This is a genomic window from Pseudoalteromonas sp. SR45-4 (assembly GCF_014163535.1).
Lineage (GTDB): Bacteria > Pseudomonadota > Gammaproteobacteria > Enterobacterales > Alteromonadaceae > Pseudoalteromonas > Pseudoalteromonas nigrifaciens.
In genome coordinates this window covers 12580-30214 of record NZ_JACJDO010000013.1, presented here as the reverse complement: position 1 = coordinate 30214, position 17635 = coordinate 12580, and the positions used below count along the sequence as shown (strand labels likewise).

At 40.6% G+C, this 17635-nt stretch carries 14 protein-coding genes; 9 read left to right on the top strand and 5 right to left on the bottom strand.

Features of this window, described 5'->3' with window-relative positions; translation table 11 throughout:
- Positions 1–10: 10 nt before the first annotated feature.
- From hslV to priA, 3 genes are all read right to left on the bottom strand, one after another.
- On the bottom strand, positions 11–529 hold the full coding sequence (hslV, locus tag H5058_RS07695) for an ATP-dependent protease subunit HslV (protein ID WP_011329373.1): 519 nt from the start codon (positions 527–529) through the stop codon (positions 11–13).
- 79 nt (positions 530–608) lie between these two features.
- The gene (locus H5058_RS07690; protein ID WP_011329372.1) at positions 609–1136 is read right to left on the bottom strand and encodes an SPOR domain-containing protein; all 528 of its coding nucleotides are present in this window, start codon (positions 1134–1136) and stop codon (positions 609–611) included.
- Positions 1137–1156: 20 nt separating this feature from the next.
- Positions 1157–3343 carry a primosomal protein N' gene (gene priA, locus H5058_RS07685; protein ID WP_011329371.1) on the bottom strand — a complete coding sequence of 729 codons (2187 nt, stop codon included), beginning with the start codon at positions 3341–3343 and terminating at the stop codon, positions 1157–1159.
- A gap of 256 nt (positions 3344–3599) precedes the next feature.
- Between priA and rpmE the strand changes: the two genes are divergently transcribed.
- A complete protein-coding gene (gene rpmE / locus H5058_RS07680; protein WP_011329369.1) occupies positions 3600–3815 on the top strand; it encodes a 50S ribosomal protein L31 in 216 nt (71 codons plus the stop codon).
- Positions 3816–4360: 545 nt separating this feature from the next.
- Positions 4361–5602, top strand: coding sequence for a malic enzyme-like NAD(P)-binding protein (locus H5058_RS07675; RefSeq protein ID WP_011329368.1), 1242 nt, complete (start codon positions 4361–4363; stop codon positions 5600–5602).
- A gap of 98 nt (positions 5603–5700) precedes the next feature.
- On the opposite strand, the gene metJ is transcribed toward H5058_RS07675, so the two are convergent.
- Positions 5701–6021 carry a met regulon transcriptional regulator MetJ gene (gene metJ / locus H5058_RS07670; RefSeq protein ID WP_006793094.1) on the bottom strand — a complete coding sequence of 107 codons (321 nt, stop codon included), beginning with the start codon at positions 6019–6021 and terminating at the stop codon, positions 5701–5703.
- Between the two features lie 199 nt (positions 6022–6220).
- Here metJ and metB point away from each other — a divergent pair, with 199 nt between their 5' ends.
- Together metB and metL are read left to right on the top strand one after the other, a co-directional pair.
- Positions 6221–7459 carry a cystathionine gamma-synthase gene (metB, locus tag H5058_RS07665; protein ID WP_182677557.1) on the top strand — a complete coding sequence of 413 codons (1239 nt, stop codon included), beginning with the start codon at positions 6221–6223 and terminating at the stop codon, positions 7457–7459.
- Between the two features lie 5 nt (positions 7460–7464).
- Positions 7465–9810, top strand: a complete 2346-nt coding sequence (gene metL / locus H5058_RS07660) for a bifunctional aspartate kinase/homoserine dehydrogenase II (RefSeq protein WP_182677555.1) — start codon at positions 7465–7467, stop codon at positions 9808–9810.
- Between the two features lie 89 nt (positions 9811–9899).
- Here metL and H5058_RS07655 read toward each other — a convergent pair whose 3' ends face one another.
- Positions 9900–12410 carry a penicillin-binding protein 1A gene (locus tag H5058_RS07655; protein ID WP_011329365.1) on the bottom strand — a complete coding sequence of 837 codons (2511 nt, stop codon included), beginning with the start codon at positions 12408–12410 and terminating at the stop codon, positions 9900–9902.
- Between the two features lie 131 nt (positions 12411–12541).
- Between H5058_RS07655 and H5058_RS07650 the strand changes: the two genes are divergently transcribed.
- From H5058_RS07650 to H5058_RS07630, 5 genes are read left to right on the top strand one after another with little or no spacing between them, the layout of a single operon-like run.
- Positions 12542–13621 carry a pilus assembly protein PilM gene (locus H5058_RS07650; protein ID WP_011329364.1) on the top strand — a complete coding sequence of 360 codons (1080 nt, stop codon included), beginning with the start codon at positions 12542–12544 and terminating at the stop codon, positions 13619–13621.
- Positions 13609–14181, top strand: coding sequence for a PilN domain-containing protein (locus tag H5058_RS07645; protein ID WP_089368805.1), 573 nt, complete (start codon positions 13609–13611; stop codon positions 14179–14181). The genes H5058_RS07650 and H5058_RS07645 overlap by 13 nt, the downstream gene beginning before the upstream one ends.
- Positions 14171–14773 carry a type 4a pilus biogenesis protein PilO gene (locus H5058_RS07640; protein WP_182677589.1) on the top strand — a complete coding sequence of 201 codons (603 nt, stop codon included), beginning with the start codon at positions 14171–14173 and terminating at the stop codon, positions 14771–14773. The genes H5058_RS07645 and H5058_RS07640 overlap by 11 nt, the downstream gene beginning before the upstream one ends.
- Entirely contained in the window at positions 14773–15309 is a 537-nt protein-coding gene (locus tag H5058_RS07635) for a pilus assembly protein PilP (protein ID WP_011329361.1), read from the top strand. Before H5058_RS07640 ends, H5058_RS07635 begins: the two co-directional genes overlap by 1 nt.
- The gene (locus H5058_RS07630; protein ID WP_011329360.1) at positions 15296–17386 is read left to right on the top strand and encodes a type IV pilus secretin PilQ; all 2091 of its coding nucleotides are present in this window, start codon (positions 15296–15298) and stop codon (positions 17384–17386) included. The genes H5058_RS07635 and H5058_RS07630 overlap by 14 nt, the downstream gene beginning before the upstream one ends.
- Positions 17387–17635: the final 249 nt, after the last annotated feature.

Genomic DNA, 17635 nt, shown 5'->3' with positions numbered 1-17635 from the left:
GCGGTTCCTGTTACAATTCTTCGATAGTTTGAAAGTCGTTAGTGAATACGCAGATATTGCCTGCAATGGTTAGGCTTTTTTCTACTATTTCGCGAGCACTTAAATCGGTGTTTTCCAGTAAGGCAGTTGCTGCCGATTGGGCAAAGTTACCGCCACTGCCAATGGCAATTAAGTCATTTTCTGGCTGTACTACATCACCATTACCGGTAATGATTAAAGAGGCTGTTTCGTCGGCTACAGCAAGCAGTGCTTCGAGCTTGCGCAAAGCGCGATCGCTGCGCCAGTCTTTGGCCATTTCAACCGCGGCTTTAGTGAGGTTACCTTGGTGCATTTCTAGTTTGCTTTCAAAGCGTTCGAAAAGGGTGAAGGCATCAGCAGTACCGCCGGCAAAGCCAGCAATTACTTTGCCATTATAGAGGCGTCGAACTTTACGGGCATTGCCCTTCATTACTGTGTTACCAAGCGAAACTTGGCCGTCGCCGCCAATTACAACATTGTTGCCGCGGCGTACACTTACGATAGTAGTCATATTATTCCTCATCATCGAGCTGCAGGGGCAACTCGTAAAAAACGATTATGAAGAGGTTATATGGGTGAATGGTTTATTTTCAAGTCCAGCCCCAAATTCCGCAGCCGACTATTTTTACACGTTTAAGTTTATTTTTATCGCTCTCAGCTTGGCGCTTGGTTTTATAGGGGCCTAAGCGTACTTTATACCAAATGCCACTGCTGCCTGTGGTCTCTTTTATTTCAGAAATAAGCCCTGCAAAGGCTATTTTAGCTTTTAGCGATTCAGCCTGCGGGTAGGTTCTAAACGAACCGCATTGCATAACGTAAGGGCCTTTTTGTTCAAGTTCTTTTACTTCAACCTGAATTTCGTGGTTTCTAATTTCTTTAATAAACGCAGGCGTACGTGGTACAACAACTTCTACAGGAGTTGTAGGTACAGGGTTAGCTTGTTTTTCAACTAGCTCAGGATCGGCGTTATTTTTAATAAACCATAAGCCATAAGCAAAACCTGCCACCAATAAAGTAACAATTAAAACTAACAGTATTGGAAAGGGTTTTTTAGCGGGCGCTGATTTCGCTTTTTTGCGGTTTGCTGGTTTTTTGTTAATGTAATCGTGCTGTGCCATAGCTTTATTTTGGCCTTAACCTAAATCATGTCTATAGGGTCTACGTCTAGGCTCCAGCGTACTTTTTGTGCAAGTTTGCTAGTGCTTAGATAATCAACCATTTGCGCAAGATATTGGTGCAATACGCGGCGATCTTGCGCTTGAATGTGTAATTGAAAACGATACATACCTGCTACTTTTTCAAGAGGAGCAGGTATTGGACCGAGCAATTGTATACCAGTTACCCCGCTTACTGGAACCAAATCTGTCAAAAAATCGACGACTTGTTTTATATTGTGTCCTTGGGCGCGAACAATGGCCATATTTGTGATTGGTGGTAGGTCTGCATCTTCACGTTCACGCAGTGCAAAGCGAGCAAAATCCTGATAACCATTATTAACCAAATCTTGTAATAGTGGGTGCTCAGGAAAATGTGTTTGCAATAACACTTGGCCTGCCTCACCTGAGCGCCCAGCACGCCCGGCCACTTGCGTAACAAGTTGGGCTAAATGCTCAGTTGCTCTAAAATCACAGGAGTATAAGCCGCTGTCTACGTCTAAAATAACCACTAAACTTACATCGGCAAAGTGATGCCCTTTAGCCAACATTTGCGTGCCCACTAGAATGCGCGCGCCGCCTAGGTTTATTTCATCCAGTGCTTTTTCAAGGCTGCCTTTACGACGAGTAGAGTCGCGGTCGATACGTGTAACAGGGGTTTGTGGAAATTCACTCGATAAAAACTCTTCTATTTGCTCAGTGCCTTTACCATTAGGAAAAATTTGCGTGCTACCGCAGTCGGGGCATTGGTGTGGAACATGATATTGATCGCCACAGTGATGGCAAATCATTTGCCCAATAGCTTTATGAAAAGTGGCACTGGTGCTGCAACGCTTGCATTCGCTTAACCAGCCACATTCATGGCAAATTAACGTGGGCGAAAATCCACGACGATTTAAAAACACCATCACTTGTTTGCCACGTTTTAAATGTTGGCGCATGGTAGCAAGGCTGGCATGGGCAATGCCTGCTTGGTCGGGCTGACCTTTCATATCGAGTAATTTAAATTGGTTATCGGTAGCGGTTTGCGCGCGCTCAGTAAGGCTCAGTAGTTGGTATTTATTATTAATTGCTTTGTGCAGGGTTTCGAGTGCCGGTGTTGCACTGCCTAATATAAGCGGAATTTTATGCTGATATGCACGATACGCAGCTAAATCACGGGCATGGTAGCGCAGCGTGTCTTGCTGTTTAAAAGACGAGTCATGTTCTTCATCAACCACTATCATGCCGAGCTTTAAAAATGGCAGAAAAATACTCGAACGTGTGCCTATTACTATGGCGCAGCTGGCTTTTTCGCAAAAACGCCAGGTTTGTAAACGTTCATTATCGGTTAAAGCTGAATGCCAAAGCATAATGGGGGTGTCGGGAAAGCGGCGGCGAAAGCGGTTAACGGTTTGCGGGGTTAAGCCTATTTCGGGCACTAATACTAGTGCTTGTTCGCCGCGCTTTAGTACTTCTTCTAAACATTGTAAGTACACTTCTGTTTTGCCGCTACCGGTTACACCTTCTAATAAAAAGCTGCTAAAACCGCTGCTTTGATTAATTGTGGTGCAGGCAACCGCTTGCTCTTTGTTAAGTGTTGGTTTGCTGCCCACTGTTGGGGCTACACTTTGCCAGTGGTTATCATGCTCAATTGACTGTGTTATGAGTGCCTTATCTATTAAGCTATCAATGGTTTTTTTACTAAAGCCCAAAGCTTTTAACTCGGTTAATGACGACTTGCCTGATTGCGATAGCTGCTTTAGTAAATTAAGTTGAGTCTTAGCTTTTAATGACGGCAGCAGCGCGCCTTTTTCCGTTAGGGCTACCATATTAATGCTGGTTTTATCAGGCGATTCGCCTTGGCGTAGTGCGCTTGGCAATGCAATATGAATGGTTTCACCCAGCGGGTAGCAATAATAACGGGCAGTAAAGCGCAGTAACTCTATGTGCTCTGCAGATAAAATTGGCGTATCGTCGATAATTTCAAAAATTGCCTTTATTTTGTTTTCAGGCACTTCGGTTGTTGTTTTAAGCGCTAAAACCACGGCTACTTTACGTTGATTACCAAAGGGTACTAACACCCGCATTCCGGGTTTTAATGGCGCAGAAGCTTCACCAAGCTGGCTATCTACTTTATAATCAAAGGTGCGCGGTAGTGGAACTTTTATAGCAACTTCAACAAAATACATAGTAACTCAACTGTTAAAAAAATAATGGGGGAGGGCGTGCTAATACTCGGCCCTAATGTACTAAAAATACAGCTAAAAACCTACTACCAAATAACCTTGTTTACTCAAAATGGTTATTTTTTTAGCAAAAATACTAATTAATGCTTGTGTGCTTGATGGTTGTTGGATAAAATCCGCCACCAATAAATTTGTTTTAACGACGTATGGTGCCAGACTCCGGGTTTGGAGAGCGATGCGGCCTTAACTAGAGGTTTCTATGAAAGAAGGTATTCACCCTAAGTACGAAGTAATTTCTGCAACTTGTTCATGTGGAAACGAATTCGAAACTAGCTCTACTCTGTGTAAAAATATTCACCTAGACGTTTGTTCTGCGTGTCACCCGTTTTACACTGGTAAGCAAAAGATTTTAGACACTGGCGGACGTGTTGATCGTTTCAACAAGCGTTTCGGTGCACTTGGTAGCAAAAAGTAATTATTGCTATTTAGTTAAAAAAAAGCATCTTAGGATGCTTTTTTTATGCCTAAAAATCCTTTAACTTCCCCCTAACCTCGCTAGTTTTAAGTTTATTGCTTTTGCATAACTATTTCCTGTTCTTATTCTCGGTATGCATAAACCTTTGCAGACAAATGACCTAATATTCTCTATATTTTTAATAGCTAAATTTTAAACTCGGTTTCTAAAAGTAGCCAACATGAAGCTATGTGTTGTTAAAGCAGAATAAATAATCGCTTTTAGCTGATTTTATTCACATTTTAAAAACGCTGTTTTGTGAATAATACTTTTAACTAAAATAAGCTTGAAAAGTGCCTTTTAGCACAATTTATATTTATGAAAAGTAGCGATGTTTTTATCGAAGTTGCTGAAAATTCGCTTAAAATTAACAGATCTAGCATATAACAGGATAGACCTGATATTGCTTGGAATTTAAAAATAATAAGGGTATCGTACTTTAAGGCATGTTAAGTGTCGCTTTACTCCCTCTCACTTTAACTTAAATTGCAGGATATAATCGCGTTATGTCGGACTTTCGTGAACAAGCACTACATTATCACTCTCACCCCGTTCCAGGTAAAATCAGCATTGAGCTAACCAAGCCTGCAGAAACGGCTCATGATCTCGCTTTAGCTTATAGCCCCGGTGTAGCTGAGCCGGTGCGTGAAATTGCTGCTGACCCTGTAAATGCCTATAAGTACACAGGTAAAGGTAATTTGGTTGCAGTGATCACCAATGGTACTGCTATTTTAGGTTTAGGAAATTTAGGGCCTTTAGCGTCAAAACCGGTAATGGAAGGCAAGGCGTTGTTGTTTAAGCGTTTTGCAGGCATTGACTCAATTGATATTGAAGTAAAACACCGCACCACCGAAGACTTTATAAATACTGTGGCTAATATTGCTGATACTTTTGGCGGTATTAACCTTGAAGATATTAAAGCACCAGAGTGTTTTGAAATTGAAAAGGCGCTTATTGAACGCTGTAGTATTCCTGTTTTTCATGATGATCAGCACGGCACGGCTATTGTAACGGCTGCAGGTATGATAAATGCGCTGGAAGTGCAAGGCAAAGATATTGAAGATGCAGTTATTGTATGTTTAGGTGCCGGCGCTGCAGCGATTGCTTGTATGGAGTTATTAATTAAGTGTGGTGCACTGCGTGAACATATTTATATGCTTGATCGTAAAGGTGTTATTCACACTCGCCGTGATGATTTAAACGAGTACAAACAGTTATTTGCTAACAATACCGATAAGCGTACATTACAAGATGTAATTGAAGATGCTGACGTATTTGTTGGTGTGTCGGGCCCTAACTTATTATCGGCCGATGATTTAAAATTAATGGCAGCAAAGCCAGTCGTATTTGCTTGTTCGAACCCAGACCCTGAGATTGATCCGGCACTGGCACACGGCGCACGAAGCGATTTAATTATGGCAACAGGACGCTCAGATTACCCTAACCAAGTTAATAACGTGTTGTGTTTTCCGTTTATTTTCCGTGGTGCACTTGATGTGCGTGCTAGTGAAATTAACGATGAAATGAAAATTGCAGCAGTTGAAGCTATTCGTAGTATTGCCAAAGAGCCGGTTCCACCAGAAGTACTAAAAGCTGCCGGTGTAGATAAGCTAGCGTTTGGTGCAGAGTATATTATTCCTAAGCCTATGGATCCGCGTTTATTGCCGCGTATTGCTAAAGCAGTTGCATTAGCAGCCATTGCTTCAGGCGTAGCGCAAATAGAGCTGCCAGCAAACTATATGGAATAAGCAGCATTATGTTGCTCGGTATTAAGTTACTTCAGTGTAATTTATAGCCATAAAAAAACCTCAGCATGGCTGAGGTTTTTTTGTTTAAAAGCCGCTGTTTAGTCTTCGTTTAAAACAGGAACCTCTAAGCCCATTTCTTGCATTATTTTTTTCACTTCTTCAGGCACTTTTTCGGCGTTATCTTTACGTAAATCATCATCGTTAGGTAACGGTTGCCCAGTAAACGCATGCAAAAATGCTTCACATAATAGCTCGCTATTAGTTGCATGGCGTAAGTTATTAATTTGCCTACGGGTGCGTTCATCGGTTAGTACTTTTAATACATTTAGCGGGATCGAAACGGTGATCTTTTTAACTTGCTCTGATTTTTTCCCGTGTTCTGCGTATGGGTGAATATACTCGCCATTCCATTTTGCCATAAGATGTATCGTTGCCTCAGATTATTAATTGCTCACCCTACTAAAAAATAGCGCGAATATGCGTGAAATTCTATCGATTTAAACAAATTAGTCAAATACTTGTTGCACAGATGGCTAGGTGTTTAAATGTTTTGACTTCTTAAGTTGAATGAATTACTGTTTTAGACGTCTAAACATCTAAATAAAGCAGGTAATAAATATGAGTGAAAAAAATAAAGCGACAATTGCAGTTCGCAGTGGTGTCGATGCTGATAAGCACCATGGCGCGGTTGTGCCTCCGCTGTATTTATCAACCACTTATTCGTTTGCCGACTTTGATACAAAACGTCAATATGACTATGGCCGCAGTGGTAATCCAAATCGTGATACTTTAGCCCAAGCACTCAGCGAACTCGAAGGTGGTGCTCGCGGCATTATTACTGCAACAGGAATGGCTGCCGTACATTTAGCCACTCAGCTGCTTAATAGTGACGATACGTTAGTGATCCCCCATGATTGTTATGGCGGCAGCTATCGCTTATTTACCTCATTACAAAAGCGCGGCCTATTAAAACTCGAAGTGTTAGATTTAACTAAACCAGAAAGTTTGCAGCAAATTTTAGTAATCAAACCTAAGTTAATTTGGATAGAAACCCCTAGTAACCCTATTTTACGTTTAACTGATATTAAAGCAGTAACCGATATTGCGAAACAATGCGGTGCTTTGGTAGCCGCAGATAACACTTTTTTATCGCCTGCATTACAAAACCCGATTAAATTTGGCGTTGATATTGTGGTGCACTCAACCACTAAGTACATAAATGGCCACTCAGACGTGGTTGGCGGTGCGGTTATTGCTGCAACTGACGAACTAGGTGAAGAACTGGCTTGGTGGGCAAATAATATTGGTATAACGGGGGCACCGTTTGATAGTTACTTAACTTTGCGTGGCTTGCGTACTTTAAATGTACGCTTACGGCAGCATCAAGAAAATGCCTTAGCTATTGCTAAGTACCTTGAAAACTCAAAATTTGTTAGCCAAGTATATTACCCGGGGCTAGAGTCGCATCCACAACATGAATTGGCTAAAGCACAGCAACTTGGTTTTGGTGGCATGGTTAGTTTTGACATTAAAGGTGATGTAAATGACGCAGCTGCATTTTTAACAAACCTTAAAACATTTAGCTTAGCTGAATCTTTAGGTGGCGTAGAGAGCTTAATATGCCACCCAGCAACAATGACGCATGCAGGAATGGAAGCCGAGGCTCGTTTAGCCGCTGGCGTTGGCGATACGCTTATTCGTGTGTCGGTAGGTATTGAAGATGTAGCAGATTTATTAGCAGACTTTGATCGGGTATTTAATTTAGTGCAACCAGGTCAGCACAATAACGCAGGTAAAGCAGGTGCTAGCGCAAGTAGTAATGTTAAATTGAGCGCTGCTCACCCGGCGTTGTGGTAATTAATATGACTAATAATATTCATAAGTTTGGTGGTTCGAGTTTAAGCTCAGCCGAGCGCTATAAAAGCGTTGCAAAAATAATTATAGGGCAAGCTCAGCCCGGTGATTGTGTAGTGGTATCGGCTGCAGGAAAAACCACAGATACATTAGTAAAACTGTGGCAAAGTTATCAGCAGCACGATACTCAAGCGCTCGCTGATATTGTATTGCAATTAAACAATCATCAAAGTGATTTAATAACGCAGCTACTGCAGGGCGATTTAAAGCGCAGCGCTTTAACCACTCTAAATGAAGAGCTAAGTTTAGTTGCTAAATTAGCGAGTACTGAGCAGTTGCAAGAAGCGGCGCTACTCGCCCATGGTGAGTTGTGGTCAGCTCGTTTGCTCGCTGCGTATTTACAGCAACTTAATGTTGCTGCATGCATGCAAGACGCAAGAGGCTTGTTTACGCTAAGTGATGGACAATTATTGCATAGCCAAAATACACAGCAGTGTAGTGAGCTTATTAGCCAGCACAAAATTAACGTGGTAACAGGGTTTATTGCGGCTAATACCCAAGGCGATACGGTCACTCTTGGTCGCAATGGTAGTGATTACAGTGCAACCTTATTGGCAAGTTATTGCAATGCTAAACAAGTATATATTTGGACCGATACACAAGGGATATTTAGTACCGACCCACGTAAAGTTAACAAGGCCATTAAATACGCTAAGGTATGTAGAGCGCAAGCTAACTTATTGGCAAGATTAGGTAACCCCGTTTTACACGCTAAAACATTATCGCCACTTAAAAATACCGATATAAAGCTTGCGGTGCGCAGTAGTTTTGACGTGCAAGCAAGCTCAACAAATGTAGTGAAAGAGGGCTGTGTAAAACAAAAACGCTTTATTACTACATTAGAAAATATAGATTTACTTAGTGTTGAAGGGCTAGTTGAGGGTGAGGTAACTCAGGTTAGCCAGCTTATTCAACATAGCTTGCATCATTTTAGTAGCGCGGGTGAAACTTACCTAATAGTACCGGCAGTAGCGACCCATCAAGTAGTTAGTTACTTTGCAGGAAGAGCCAATATTAGCGAGTCTAACCTACATGGTTGCGCGCTAGTTGCTCCTGAGCAAGATATAAACTCATTGAGTACTCAGGCACGCGAGTTGCTCAATTTGCATAATATTGAACCTCGCTTTGTGCATCAAGATAGTGGTTATGTATTGCTACTGACGGATCAGCTTATTGATAGTGATGTGCTTAATGTGCTGCACGATAAACTGATCACTAAAGGCCAAGAAATTGCCTTAATAGTGGCAGGGCTTGGTAACGTAGGGGATGTATTTGTTAGCCAACTATCGGCGCAGCTAGCACGCTTATCAACCGACTTTAATATTAAGTTAGTGGGATTAGCACGTTCGCAAAAACTGCTATTTAATCCCAGCGGCATAAATGTACAGCACTGGAAGAACCAATGGCAGTTAGAGGCTGTTGACTATAGCAGCCAAGATTTATTAACCGCTATTGGCCAGCTTGATTACGAGCATAAAGTGGTTATAGATATAACCGCCAGCGAGCAATTTAGTCAGTTATACCCAGGTTTTGTTGCGCTTGATTGTCATTTAATTAGTGCTAATAAGTATGCTGGTACCGCGCCAACTCCTTGGTATAAAGCGTTGCAGCACAATATTGCGCAGCGCAATTTATATTGGCGCTATAACGCCAGTGTGGGTGCCGGTTTACCAATTAATTTTGCCCTTGCAGATTTACAAAACAGTGGCGATAAAGTAACACGTATAGAAGGTGTTTTTTCGGGTACGTTATCGTGGTTATGTAGTATGTATAATGGCGCAACTGCATTTTCTGAGTTATTACTTGAAGCGCAACAAATGGGTTTTACTGAACCCGATCCGCGCGAAGATTTATCGGGGCGAGATATGCAGCGTAAGCTACTTATTTTAGCGCGAGAGTTAGGGGTTGAATTAGACCTTAACGACATTGCCTTAGCGCCGTTAATGCCCGATGAGCTAGCACTAGGTAGCTGGGATGACTTTTTAGCTAATAAACATAAGCTCGACACTTTTATTGAAGAGCATGCACGCAATGCAAAATTACAAAACGCGGTACTTCGTTATACAGGTTTACTGAGTATTGAGCCCGATAGCGTAACGGCCAAAGTAGGGTTAGCGTATGTTACGCCCAATGACGCATTAGCAAACTTAACCCCGGGTGATAATATTTTTGTTATTAACAGCCAGTGGTACAGCAATAATGCCTTGATTATACAAGGCCCAGGTGCTGGTAAGGAAGTGACTGCAGCAGGCGTTCATTCTGACTTATATTGGCTGATAAAAAACTTAAAGTAATAATTAAATAAAACAAAAAACGGCAACCTAAGAAGGTTGCCGTTTTTTAGCGTAATTAACCATTTAGCTAATGAGAGATATGCTTATGGTTAAAATAGCTCTTCTTCTGTTTTGGTATTTTCTTCAAAAATATCGCTTGGCTGCGAAAGCACATAACTAGTTGGGGTAGTGCCTTTTTCAAAGTATTCAAAGCGGCTAGTGTAATCATTTTTGTGGCTTAATAAGCCAGTCGCTAAATCAATACGAATAGAAACTAATCCTTCAGGTGGTTCAATTGGCGCTTCTGGTTGCCCATCAAGAGCTGCCCTCATAAATTCATTCCATGCCGGTTGAGCTGTTTTAGCGCCCGATTCAGCCCCTGTTATTTGACCACTATCAAGGTTGTTGTTATAAGCAGAACGACCTAGAGTATTGCCAGGGTTGTCAAAGCCAACCCATACTGAGGTGAGTACATTGCGGTTAAAACCACTAAACCAAGTGTCAACAGAATCGTTTGTGGTACCTGTTTTACCCGATAAATCACGACGCCCTAAACGCTGTGCTCGCCATGCAGTCCCCGTCCAGCCTGTTTTATTGCTCCAGCTTCCGCCGCCCCAAATTGCGCTGTTCATAGCGTCTGCAATTAAAAAAGCATTTTGTTTAGAAATAATACGTGGGGCACATTGCACTGTTTGCTGCGCTTTTTCACCTTGCTCAGTATTTTCTATCGTTAGGCTGCTGTTATTTTCGATAGCGAGGGGCTGCGTGTTCTCATCGCAGGCTAGGGCTGGGTTTGCTTTAAATAACACTGTACCAAAGGCATCTTGAATTTCAGATATAAAATACGGTTCTATTAAATGCCCGCCATTAGCAAACGCGCTCATACCACGAGCAAGTTCTAATGGAGAAATGGAAGCACTACCAAGCGCTAAAGATTCACTGCGGTTAATGTCTTTATTATCAAAACCAAATTTAAGTAAATGATCAGCAGTACGTTGCAAGCCTACACCACGTAGAAGACGAACCGAAATAACGTTTTTAGATTGCGCCAATGCGCGGCGAATACGAATTGGGCCATTATAAACTGCAGGGCTGTTTTTTGGGCGCCATGCAATACCTTGGCTTTTATCCCATTGATTAATTGGAGCGTCGTTTAAAATGGATGCTAAAGTGTAGCCTTTTTCCAGAGCTGCAGAGTAAATAAAGGGTTTAATGTTTGAGCCGACTTGGCGTTTAGCTTGCACTGCACGGTTGTACTGGCTTTGCTCAAAACTATAACCACCAACAATTGCTTTAATACGGCCATCTTGAGGGTCTAAAGAGACAATGGCACTAGAGGCTTCAGGAATTTGACTCAATAAATAATTATTATCGTCGTTTTTACGTAGCCATATTTGTGCACCTGGTACTAATATTTCAGTTGCAGCTTTAGGAGCAAAACTTTGGCGGTAACGCGTAATATATTTACGTGCCCACTTTAAGTTATCCCATGTAAGTGTTGCCAGCTCACCATTTTTTAGTAAAACGTCGGCTGTTTTTTCGTTAACCGCCAATACTACCGCGGCTTGTAAGTCGCCAAGCTGTTTTACGTCTTTTAGCTGGTTAAGAATTTGCGCTTGGCTTAATGCTGGTTGTGTTTGCGCATCCCATAATAAACGCTCTGGGCCTCTAAAACCGTGGCGCATATCGTAACTATGTAAGTTATTTACTAAAGCCGTTTGCGCAGCTTGTTGAACGTGGGACTCTACCGAGGTAAATATTTTAAAGCCAGAGTTATACGCTTTATCAATACCGTATTTAGCAACCATTTCTGCACGCACCATTTCAGATATATAAGGTGCGTATAAATCTATTTCAGCGCCATGAAAAACGGCCGTTATAGGTTGATTAATAGTCTCTTCATATTCGCTTTGGGTTATATAACGTTCAGACAACATTCTACCAAGTACGACATTACGACGCGCTTTAGCACGCACTGGATTGCGAATAGGATTAAGCGCTGAAGGTGCTTTTGGCAGGCCGGCAATCATTGCCATTTGCGCAAGGGTTAAGTCTTTTAGTTCTTTACCGTAATAAACTTGCGCTGCTGCACCAATACCAAACGCCCTATTACCTAATTCAATTTTATTTAAATACAGCTCAAGAATTTCGTTTTTGCTTAATAAGTTTTCAATATGTATCGCGATAAAAATTTCTTTTACTTTACGAATGTAGGCTTTTTCGCGGGTTAAGAAAAAATTACGTGCTAGCTGCATAGTAATAGTACTAGCGCCTTGTTTTTTCTCTCCGGTAGATATAAGTACAAGCGCAGAGCGGACTATACCTATTGGGTCAATACCAAGGTGATCATAAAAGCGGCTGTCTTCGGTGGCTAAAAATGCATTAATGAGGGGTTGTGGTATTTGGTCTATTGTGACCGGAATTCGTCGTTTTTCACCAAATTGATTGATCAACAGACCATCTTTAGTGAATACTTGCATAGGAGTTTGTAATTGCACGTCTTTTAAAACTTGCACACTTGGGATATCAGGTTTAACGTAATAATAAAGGCTGAACAAAGTGATCAGTCCAAATAATGTGCAAATGATAAAAAATTGTAAAGTTCTTTTTAATAAAATCACTGATATTTCCCTAAATGGACTCCCAATTACAAGTTGAGGCTGCTAGTATATATTGATTAAAAAATGAATAGTATTTTTTCAGATAAGAATTATAACTTGTTTATTATTAAAACAAAGGCAAAGTTGCAAACATGCTAAGTCAACTATTTAAAAAGCCATCGCCGATGATGGTAGGCATTGATATAGGATCGCACTCTATCAAAGCTGTACTGTTAAGTGAAACAGACACTGGGCTTCGATTAGAAGCACTTGCAATTGAACCTATGCCAAAAGGCGCCATGAGTGAGCGTACTATTCAAGATATTGAAGCAATTGGTAATGTAATAACTAAATTAAAACGAAAATTACCTAAATCACTAAAAGAAGCTGCGGTGGCTGTTTCAGGCCAGACCGTGATCACCAAGGTGATTTTCATGGATGTCACCTTAAGTGACGCTGAATTAGAATCGCAAATTGAAATTGAAGCAGACAGCTTAATTCCTTATCCATTAGATGAAGTTAATCTTGATTTTGAAAAGCTATCAACCAATGCCGCCGATCCTAGTAAAATGAATGTATTGCTTTCGGCTGCGCGTACTGAAAGCGTTGAAGCACGTGTTGGCGCGTTAGAAGCGGCTAACTTGGTTGCTAAAGTGGTTGACGTAGAAAGCTACGCATTAAGCCGAGCAATGGATGTGTACTATCAACAGTTACCAAGTGATGCATTTAATAAGTGCGTTGCAATTGTCGATATTGGCGCGGTATTAACACTCGTAAGTGTAGTGCAAGCGGGCGATACAATTTATACCCGCGACCAAGTGTTTGGTGGCGATCAATACACTAATAGTATTGTTACTTATTATAATAAAGGCTTTGATGAAGCTGAAATTGGTAAAGCAACCGGCGACTTACCGCCAAATTATACCTTTGAAGTACTTGCACCTTTTCAAACAGCCTTGCTACAACAAGTGCGCCGCGCGGTGCAAATGTTTTTAACCACCACGGGTAAAGATCAGCTAGATTATATTGTATTAACCGGTGGTACAGCTATGATTAGCGGTTTTGAGCGCTTATTAGTCGAAGAGTTAGGTATACACACAATTGTAGCCGAGCCATTTGTAAATATGGAAATATCTCCTAGAGTTGACCGTAATGTATTACAGCGTCATCGCACGCAATTTGCTATTGCAACAGGACTCGCTTTGAGGAGCTTTTCATCATGCCACATATAAATTTACTGCCTTGGCGTGAACAACAGCGTGAAGACTCAAAAAAGAAGTTTATTACTTCATTAATTGCAGTTGTTGTTTTGTGTTTTTTGAGTATGTATTTATTGAGCTCATTTTATGGCGCTTTAAAAGAGGGTCAAAATCTAAAAAACAATTACCTTAGTGCAGAAATAAGTATGCTAGATAAAGAAATAAGAGACATTAGAGAGCTAGATAAGAAAAAAGAAAACCTGCAGCAGCGTATGCGCTTAATTGAAAACCTTCAAAGGAGTCGTAATTTAGGCACGCAAATTATGGATGAAGTCGCAAAAATAGTACCTGCAGGGGTTTATTTAACTAAGCTAGAGCGACGCGGTAATCAAATTCATGTACTTGGAAAAAGCGAATCGAATAATCGCCTTTCAACCTTGTTACGTGAAGTGCAAGGTTCTTATTTATTAGAGCGCCCAGTAATGCAAGGTATTGTTGCTGGCGATAAATCTTCGCGTTTGTTGAGTGATTTTAATATGGAATTTTATGTAAAACCATTCGATAAAATTGGCGAGGTACATGATGAACCTTGATTTTAAAGCATTTAAAGATGTAGATTGGAATGAAATAGAACTTGATAATATAGGTGAATGGCCGGTTATTGTTAAAGTTATTTGCGGTGCTTTTATTGCGGGTTTAGTGTTGTTTTTTAGCTATAGCTTATTAGTTTCAGATGAAATAGACAGTTATCACAACGCGGTAGCCAAAGAGGTGGAGCTGCGCACTACTTATCGCACCAAATATGCGGTAGCCAGTAAACTAGATATTTATCGACTGCAAATGATTGAAATGGAAGATAAGTTTTCTCAGCTATTAAAACGCCTACCAACCTCTAATGAAACCCCAGGCTTGTTAGATGACTTATCTTATGTGGGTACTACCAGTGGCTTAACCTTTTTAAAAATTGGTTGGTTGCCTGAAGTTGAAAAAGAATTTTATACCGAACTGCCAATAAAAATAGAAGTGGTAGGGACCTACCATGAATTTGGTCAGTTTGTAGGTAAAGTGGCTCAATTACCGCGAATTGTTAGTTTACATGACTTTTCTATTTTATCATCTGGAGAAAAGCAGTTAACATTTAGTGTGATTGCAAAAACTTATCGCTACGAAGAGGGGACTAAATAATGAATAAACTCCCTTTAGTGGCTATTTTTACAATGTTATTGAGTGGCTGTAATAGTGACACTTCTGAACAAAAAGAATTTATTGATCAGGTAAAAGCAAGTACTACCCCCAGAGTGGAAAAAATACCAGAGCTCATTCAGTTTGAGTATTTTGAATACAATGCAGGTCAATTGCGTAGCCCATTTGTAGCTCCACAACCTGAAATTATACAAAATAAGTTAACGCAAATTAAAAATTGTTTGCACCCAGATCCAGATAGAGTTCGTGAGCCATTAGAAAAATACCCGCTAGATAACCTAGCGATGAAAGGCACGCTAGGTTCTAATAGCCAAACATGGGCACTTATTACTGCTGCTGATGCAACGCTGCATAGAGTAACCGTAGGGAGTTACTTGGGCACTTACGACGGAAAAGTAAAAAAAGTGAGTAGTGACTATATTGAGTTAATAGAATTAATCCCTGATGGATCTGGCTGTTGGAAAGAGCGTCAGACTAAATTAGAAATGTTAGAGGCGACAATTGATGGCGCAAATTAATAACAAAAAAGGTCATACAAATATGTATAAGGATGTAGGTTCGCTTCATCGTGTATTGTCAGCTTTATTAGTGATTTTTGCACTATTAATAGCCAAAACTGCGGTAGCTGAGCCGCTACTTTATGACGTGCGCTATAATCCATTATTAAAAGGCGAAACCGAACTACAACTGGTATTTGATGAAGAATTAACCCTGCAACCAAGTATTCAAGTGTTCAATAGCCCAGCGCGTATAGAAATGCTGTTTACCAATGCACAGTTAGATCAAGGGTTAGCCGATGTTGCTGTTAATTTGGCTGGAATAAATAATGTAACCAGCGTAATGACAAGTAACGGTTTAAAAGTAACGGTACATCTTGAGCGTTTGAAAATTTATGAAACCCAGGTTAATAATAATCTGGTCTCGCTGCGTATCTCTGATAATCCATTAACCGAGCAAGCGCTAACGACTGATGATGCTGCAGATAGCATTGGCGGTAGTTACATTAATCGTATTCAATCTATTGATTTTCGCCGTGGTGAAAAGGGCGAAGCTAAAGTATTGGTATTTTTGCAAGATACTCAAGCTGCAATAGAAGTACATGAAAGTGGCGGTAAAATTATTGCAGAGTTTCATCACACTGATATTTTAGATGATTTATTATACGAATTAGATGTACTTGATTTTGGTACTATCGTAAGCAATATAGAAACCTTTAAAGAAGATAACCTGAGCCGAATTGTTATTGAGCCAAACGCAGCATTTACGTTTACTTATCAGCAAATAGATAATATTTTTACCTTAAATGTTGAGAAAGACGAAACCCAAAATGCTTACCTTGATGGTGGTAAAGAATATCAAGGTCGACCAATGACCCTGAACTTTCAAGACATTTCGGTACGTGCAGTCTTGCAAATTATAGCCGGATACAACGACTTTAACTTAGTAACCAGTGATTCTGTAACGGGCAATATAACGCTACGTTTAGATGGCGTGCCATGGGATCAAGCGCTTGATGTGGTACTCAGAATAAAAGGCCTTGATAAGCGCATGGATGGCTCTATTTTAATGGTAGCCCCATCAGAAGAGCTTGCAGCACGTGAAGCAAAAGATTTAAAAGCAAAGCAACAAGTAGAAGATTTAGAGCCTTTGTACAGCGAGTACATTCGCTTAAATTATGCAAAGGCCGAAGATTTTGCAGATTTACTAAAAACGGACACTAACAGCATTATAACCCCAAGAGGGAGTGTGTCGGTTGATCAGCGTACCAATACATTATTAATGAAAGATACGGCAAAAAGTATCGAAAGCGTACGCCGCATGGTCGAAACGCTAGATATACCCGTAAAGCAGGTTGTAATTGAAGCGCGCATGGTAACCGTACGCGACAACGTTACAGAAGATTTAGGGGTACGTTGGGGCTTTAGTGATCAGCAAGGAACCGATGGTATTTCAGGCACCCTAGAGGGGGCTGAAAACATCTCTAATGGTAATATTCCAAGCTTGTCTGATAGATTAAATGTAAACCTGCCGGTTGCCAATCCTTCAGCTAGCATAGGTATGCATATTGCTAAACTAGCTAATGGTACGTTAATTGATTTAGAGCTAACTGCGCTTGAAGAAGAAAATAAAGGTGAAATTATTGCCAGTCCGCGAATTACTGCGGCTAACCAGCAAAAGGCGAGGATTGAACAAGGTACCGAAATACCTTATGTTGAATCAGCCTCTAGTGGTGCGACAACAGTAAGCTTTAAAAAAGCAGTACTTAGCTTAGAAGTAACACCGCATATAACACCTGATAACAAAGTTATTTTGAATTTAATTATCACTCAAGATACCCGAGGTGATACAGTACAGACCGGAACAGGCCCTGCGGTTGCAATTGATACGCAACAAATTGAAACGCAGGTACTGGTAGAAAATGGCCAAACAGTTGTTTTGGGTGGTATTTTTCAACAGCAAATTATTAATTCGACCAAAAAAGTTCCTTTATTGGGCGACATTCCATACATTGGAAGACTGTTTAAAAGTACCAGTGAGTTTAACGAAAAGCGTGAACTACTGATTTTCGTCACTCCTAAGATACAAGTTGATTAGGGCGTGATTATATTTGAATATTGATTTTGCAGCACTCTACTTAGTTTACTAAGTAGAGAATATGCAGTGTGGTTACTTCCCAAAATATGCGATAGCAGCATAAAACCAACATGCGCTGCCCTTCGGGTGCACTCTAGTGTTATTTTGCGCTTTACTGTGTGAGTTTTACATAACATTACGTAGTAAAGTTATCAGTAATTTGATAAATATAACTTTGGGTTGCACAAATTTTAACCATGAAAAATAAAT

What these genes read in the sequence shown, in the direction of transcription:
- hslV (WP_011329373.1), bottom strand. Translation starts at nt 529, where the DNA reads ATGACTACTATCGTAAGTGTACGCCGCGGCAACAATGTTGTAATTGGC.
- H5058_RS07690 (WP_011329372.1), bottom strand. Translation starts at nt 1,136, where the DNA reads ATGGCACAGCACGATTACATTAACAAAAAACCAGCAAACCGCAAAAAA.
- priA (WP_011329371.1), bottom strand. Translation starts at nt 3,343, where the DNA reads ATGTATTTTGTTGAAGTTGCTATAAAAGTTCCACTACCGCGCACCTTT.
- rpmE (WP_011329369.1), top strand. Translation starts at nt 3,600, where the DNA reads ATGAAAGAAGGTATTCACCCTAAGTACGAAGTAATTTCTGCAACTTGT.
- H5058_RS07675 (WP_011329368.1), top strand. Translation starts at nt 4,361, where the DNA reads ATGTCGGACTTTCGTGAACAAGCACTACATTATCACTCTCACCCCGTT.
- metJ (WP_006793094.1), bottom strand. Translation starts at nt 6,021, where the DNA reads ATGGCAAAATGGAATGGCGAGTATATTCACCCATACGCAGAACACGGG.
- metB (WP_182677557.1), top strand. Translation starts at nt 6,221, where the DNA reads ATGAGTGAAAAAAATAAAGCGACAATTGCAGTTCGCAGTGGTGTCGAT.
- metL (WP_182677555.1), top strand. Translation starts at nt 7,465, where the DNA reads ATGACTAATAATATTCATAAGTTTGGTGGTTCGAGTTTAAGCTCAGCC.
- H5058_RS07650 (WP_011329364.1), top strand. Translation starts at nt 12,542, where the DNA reads ATGCTAAGTCAACTATTTAAAAAGCCATCGCCGATGATGGTAGGCATT.
- H5058_RS07645 (WP_089368805.1), top strand. Translation starts at nt 13,609, where the DNA reads ATGCCACATATAAATTTACTGCCTTGGCGTGAACAACAGCGTGAAGAC.
- H5058_RS07640 (WP_182677589.1), top strand. Translation starts at nt 14,171, where the DNA reads ATGAACCTTGATTTTAAAGCATTTAAAGATGTAGATTGGAATGAAATA.
- H5058_RS07635 (WP_011329361.1), top strand. Translation starts at nt 14,773, where the DNA reads ATGAATAAACTCCCTTTAGTGGCTATTTTTACAATGTTATTGAGTGGC.
- H5058_RS07630 (WP_011329360.1), top strand. Translation starts at nt 15,296, where the DNA reads ATGGCGCAAATTAATAACAAAAAAGGTCATACAAATATGTATAAGGAT.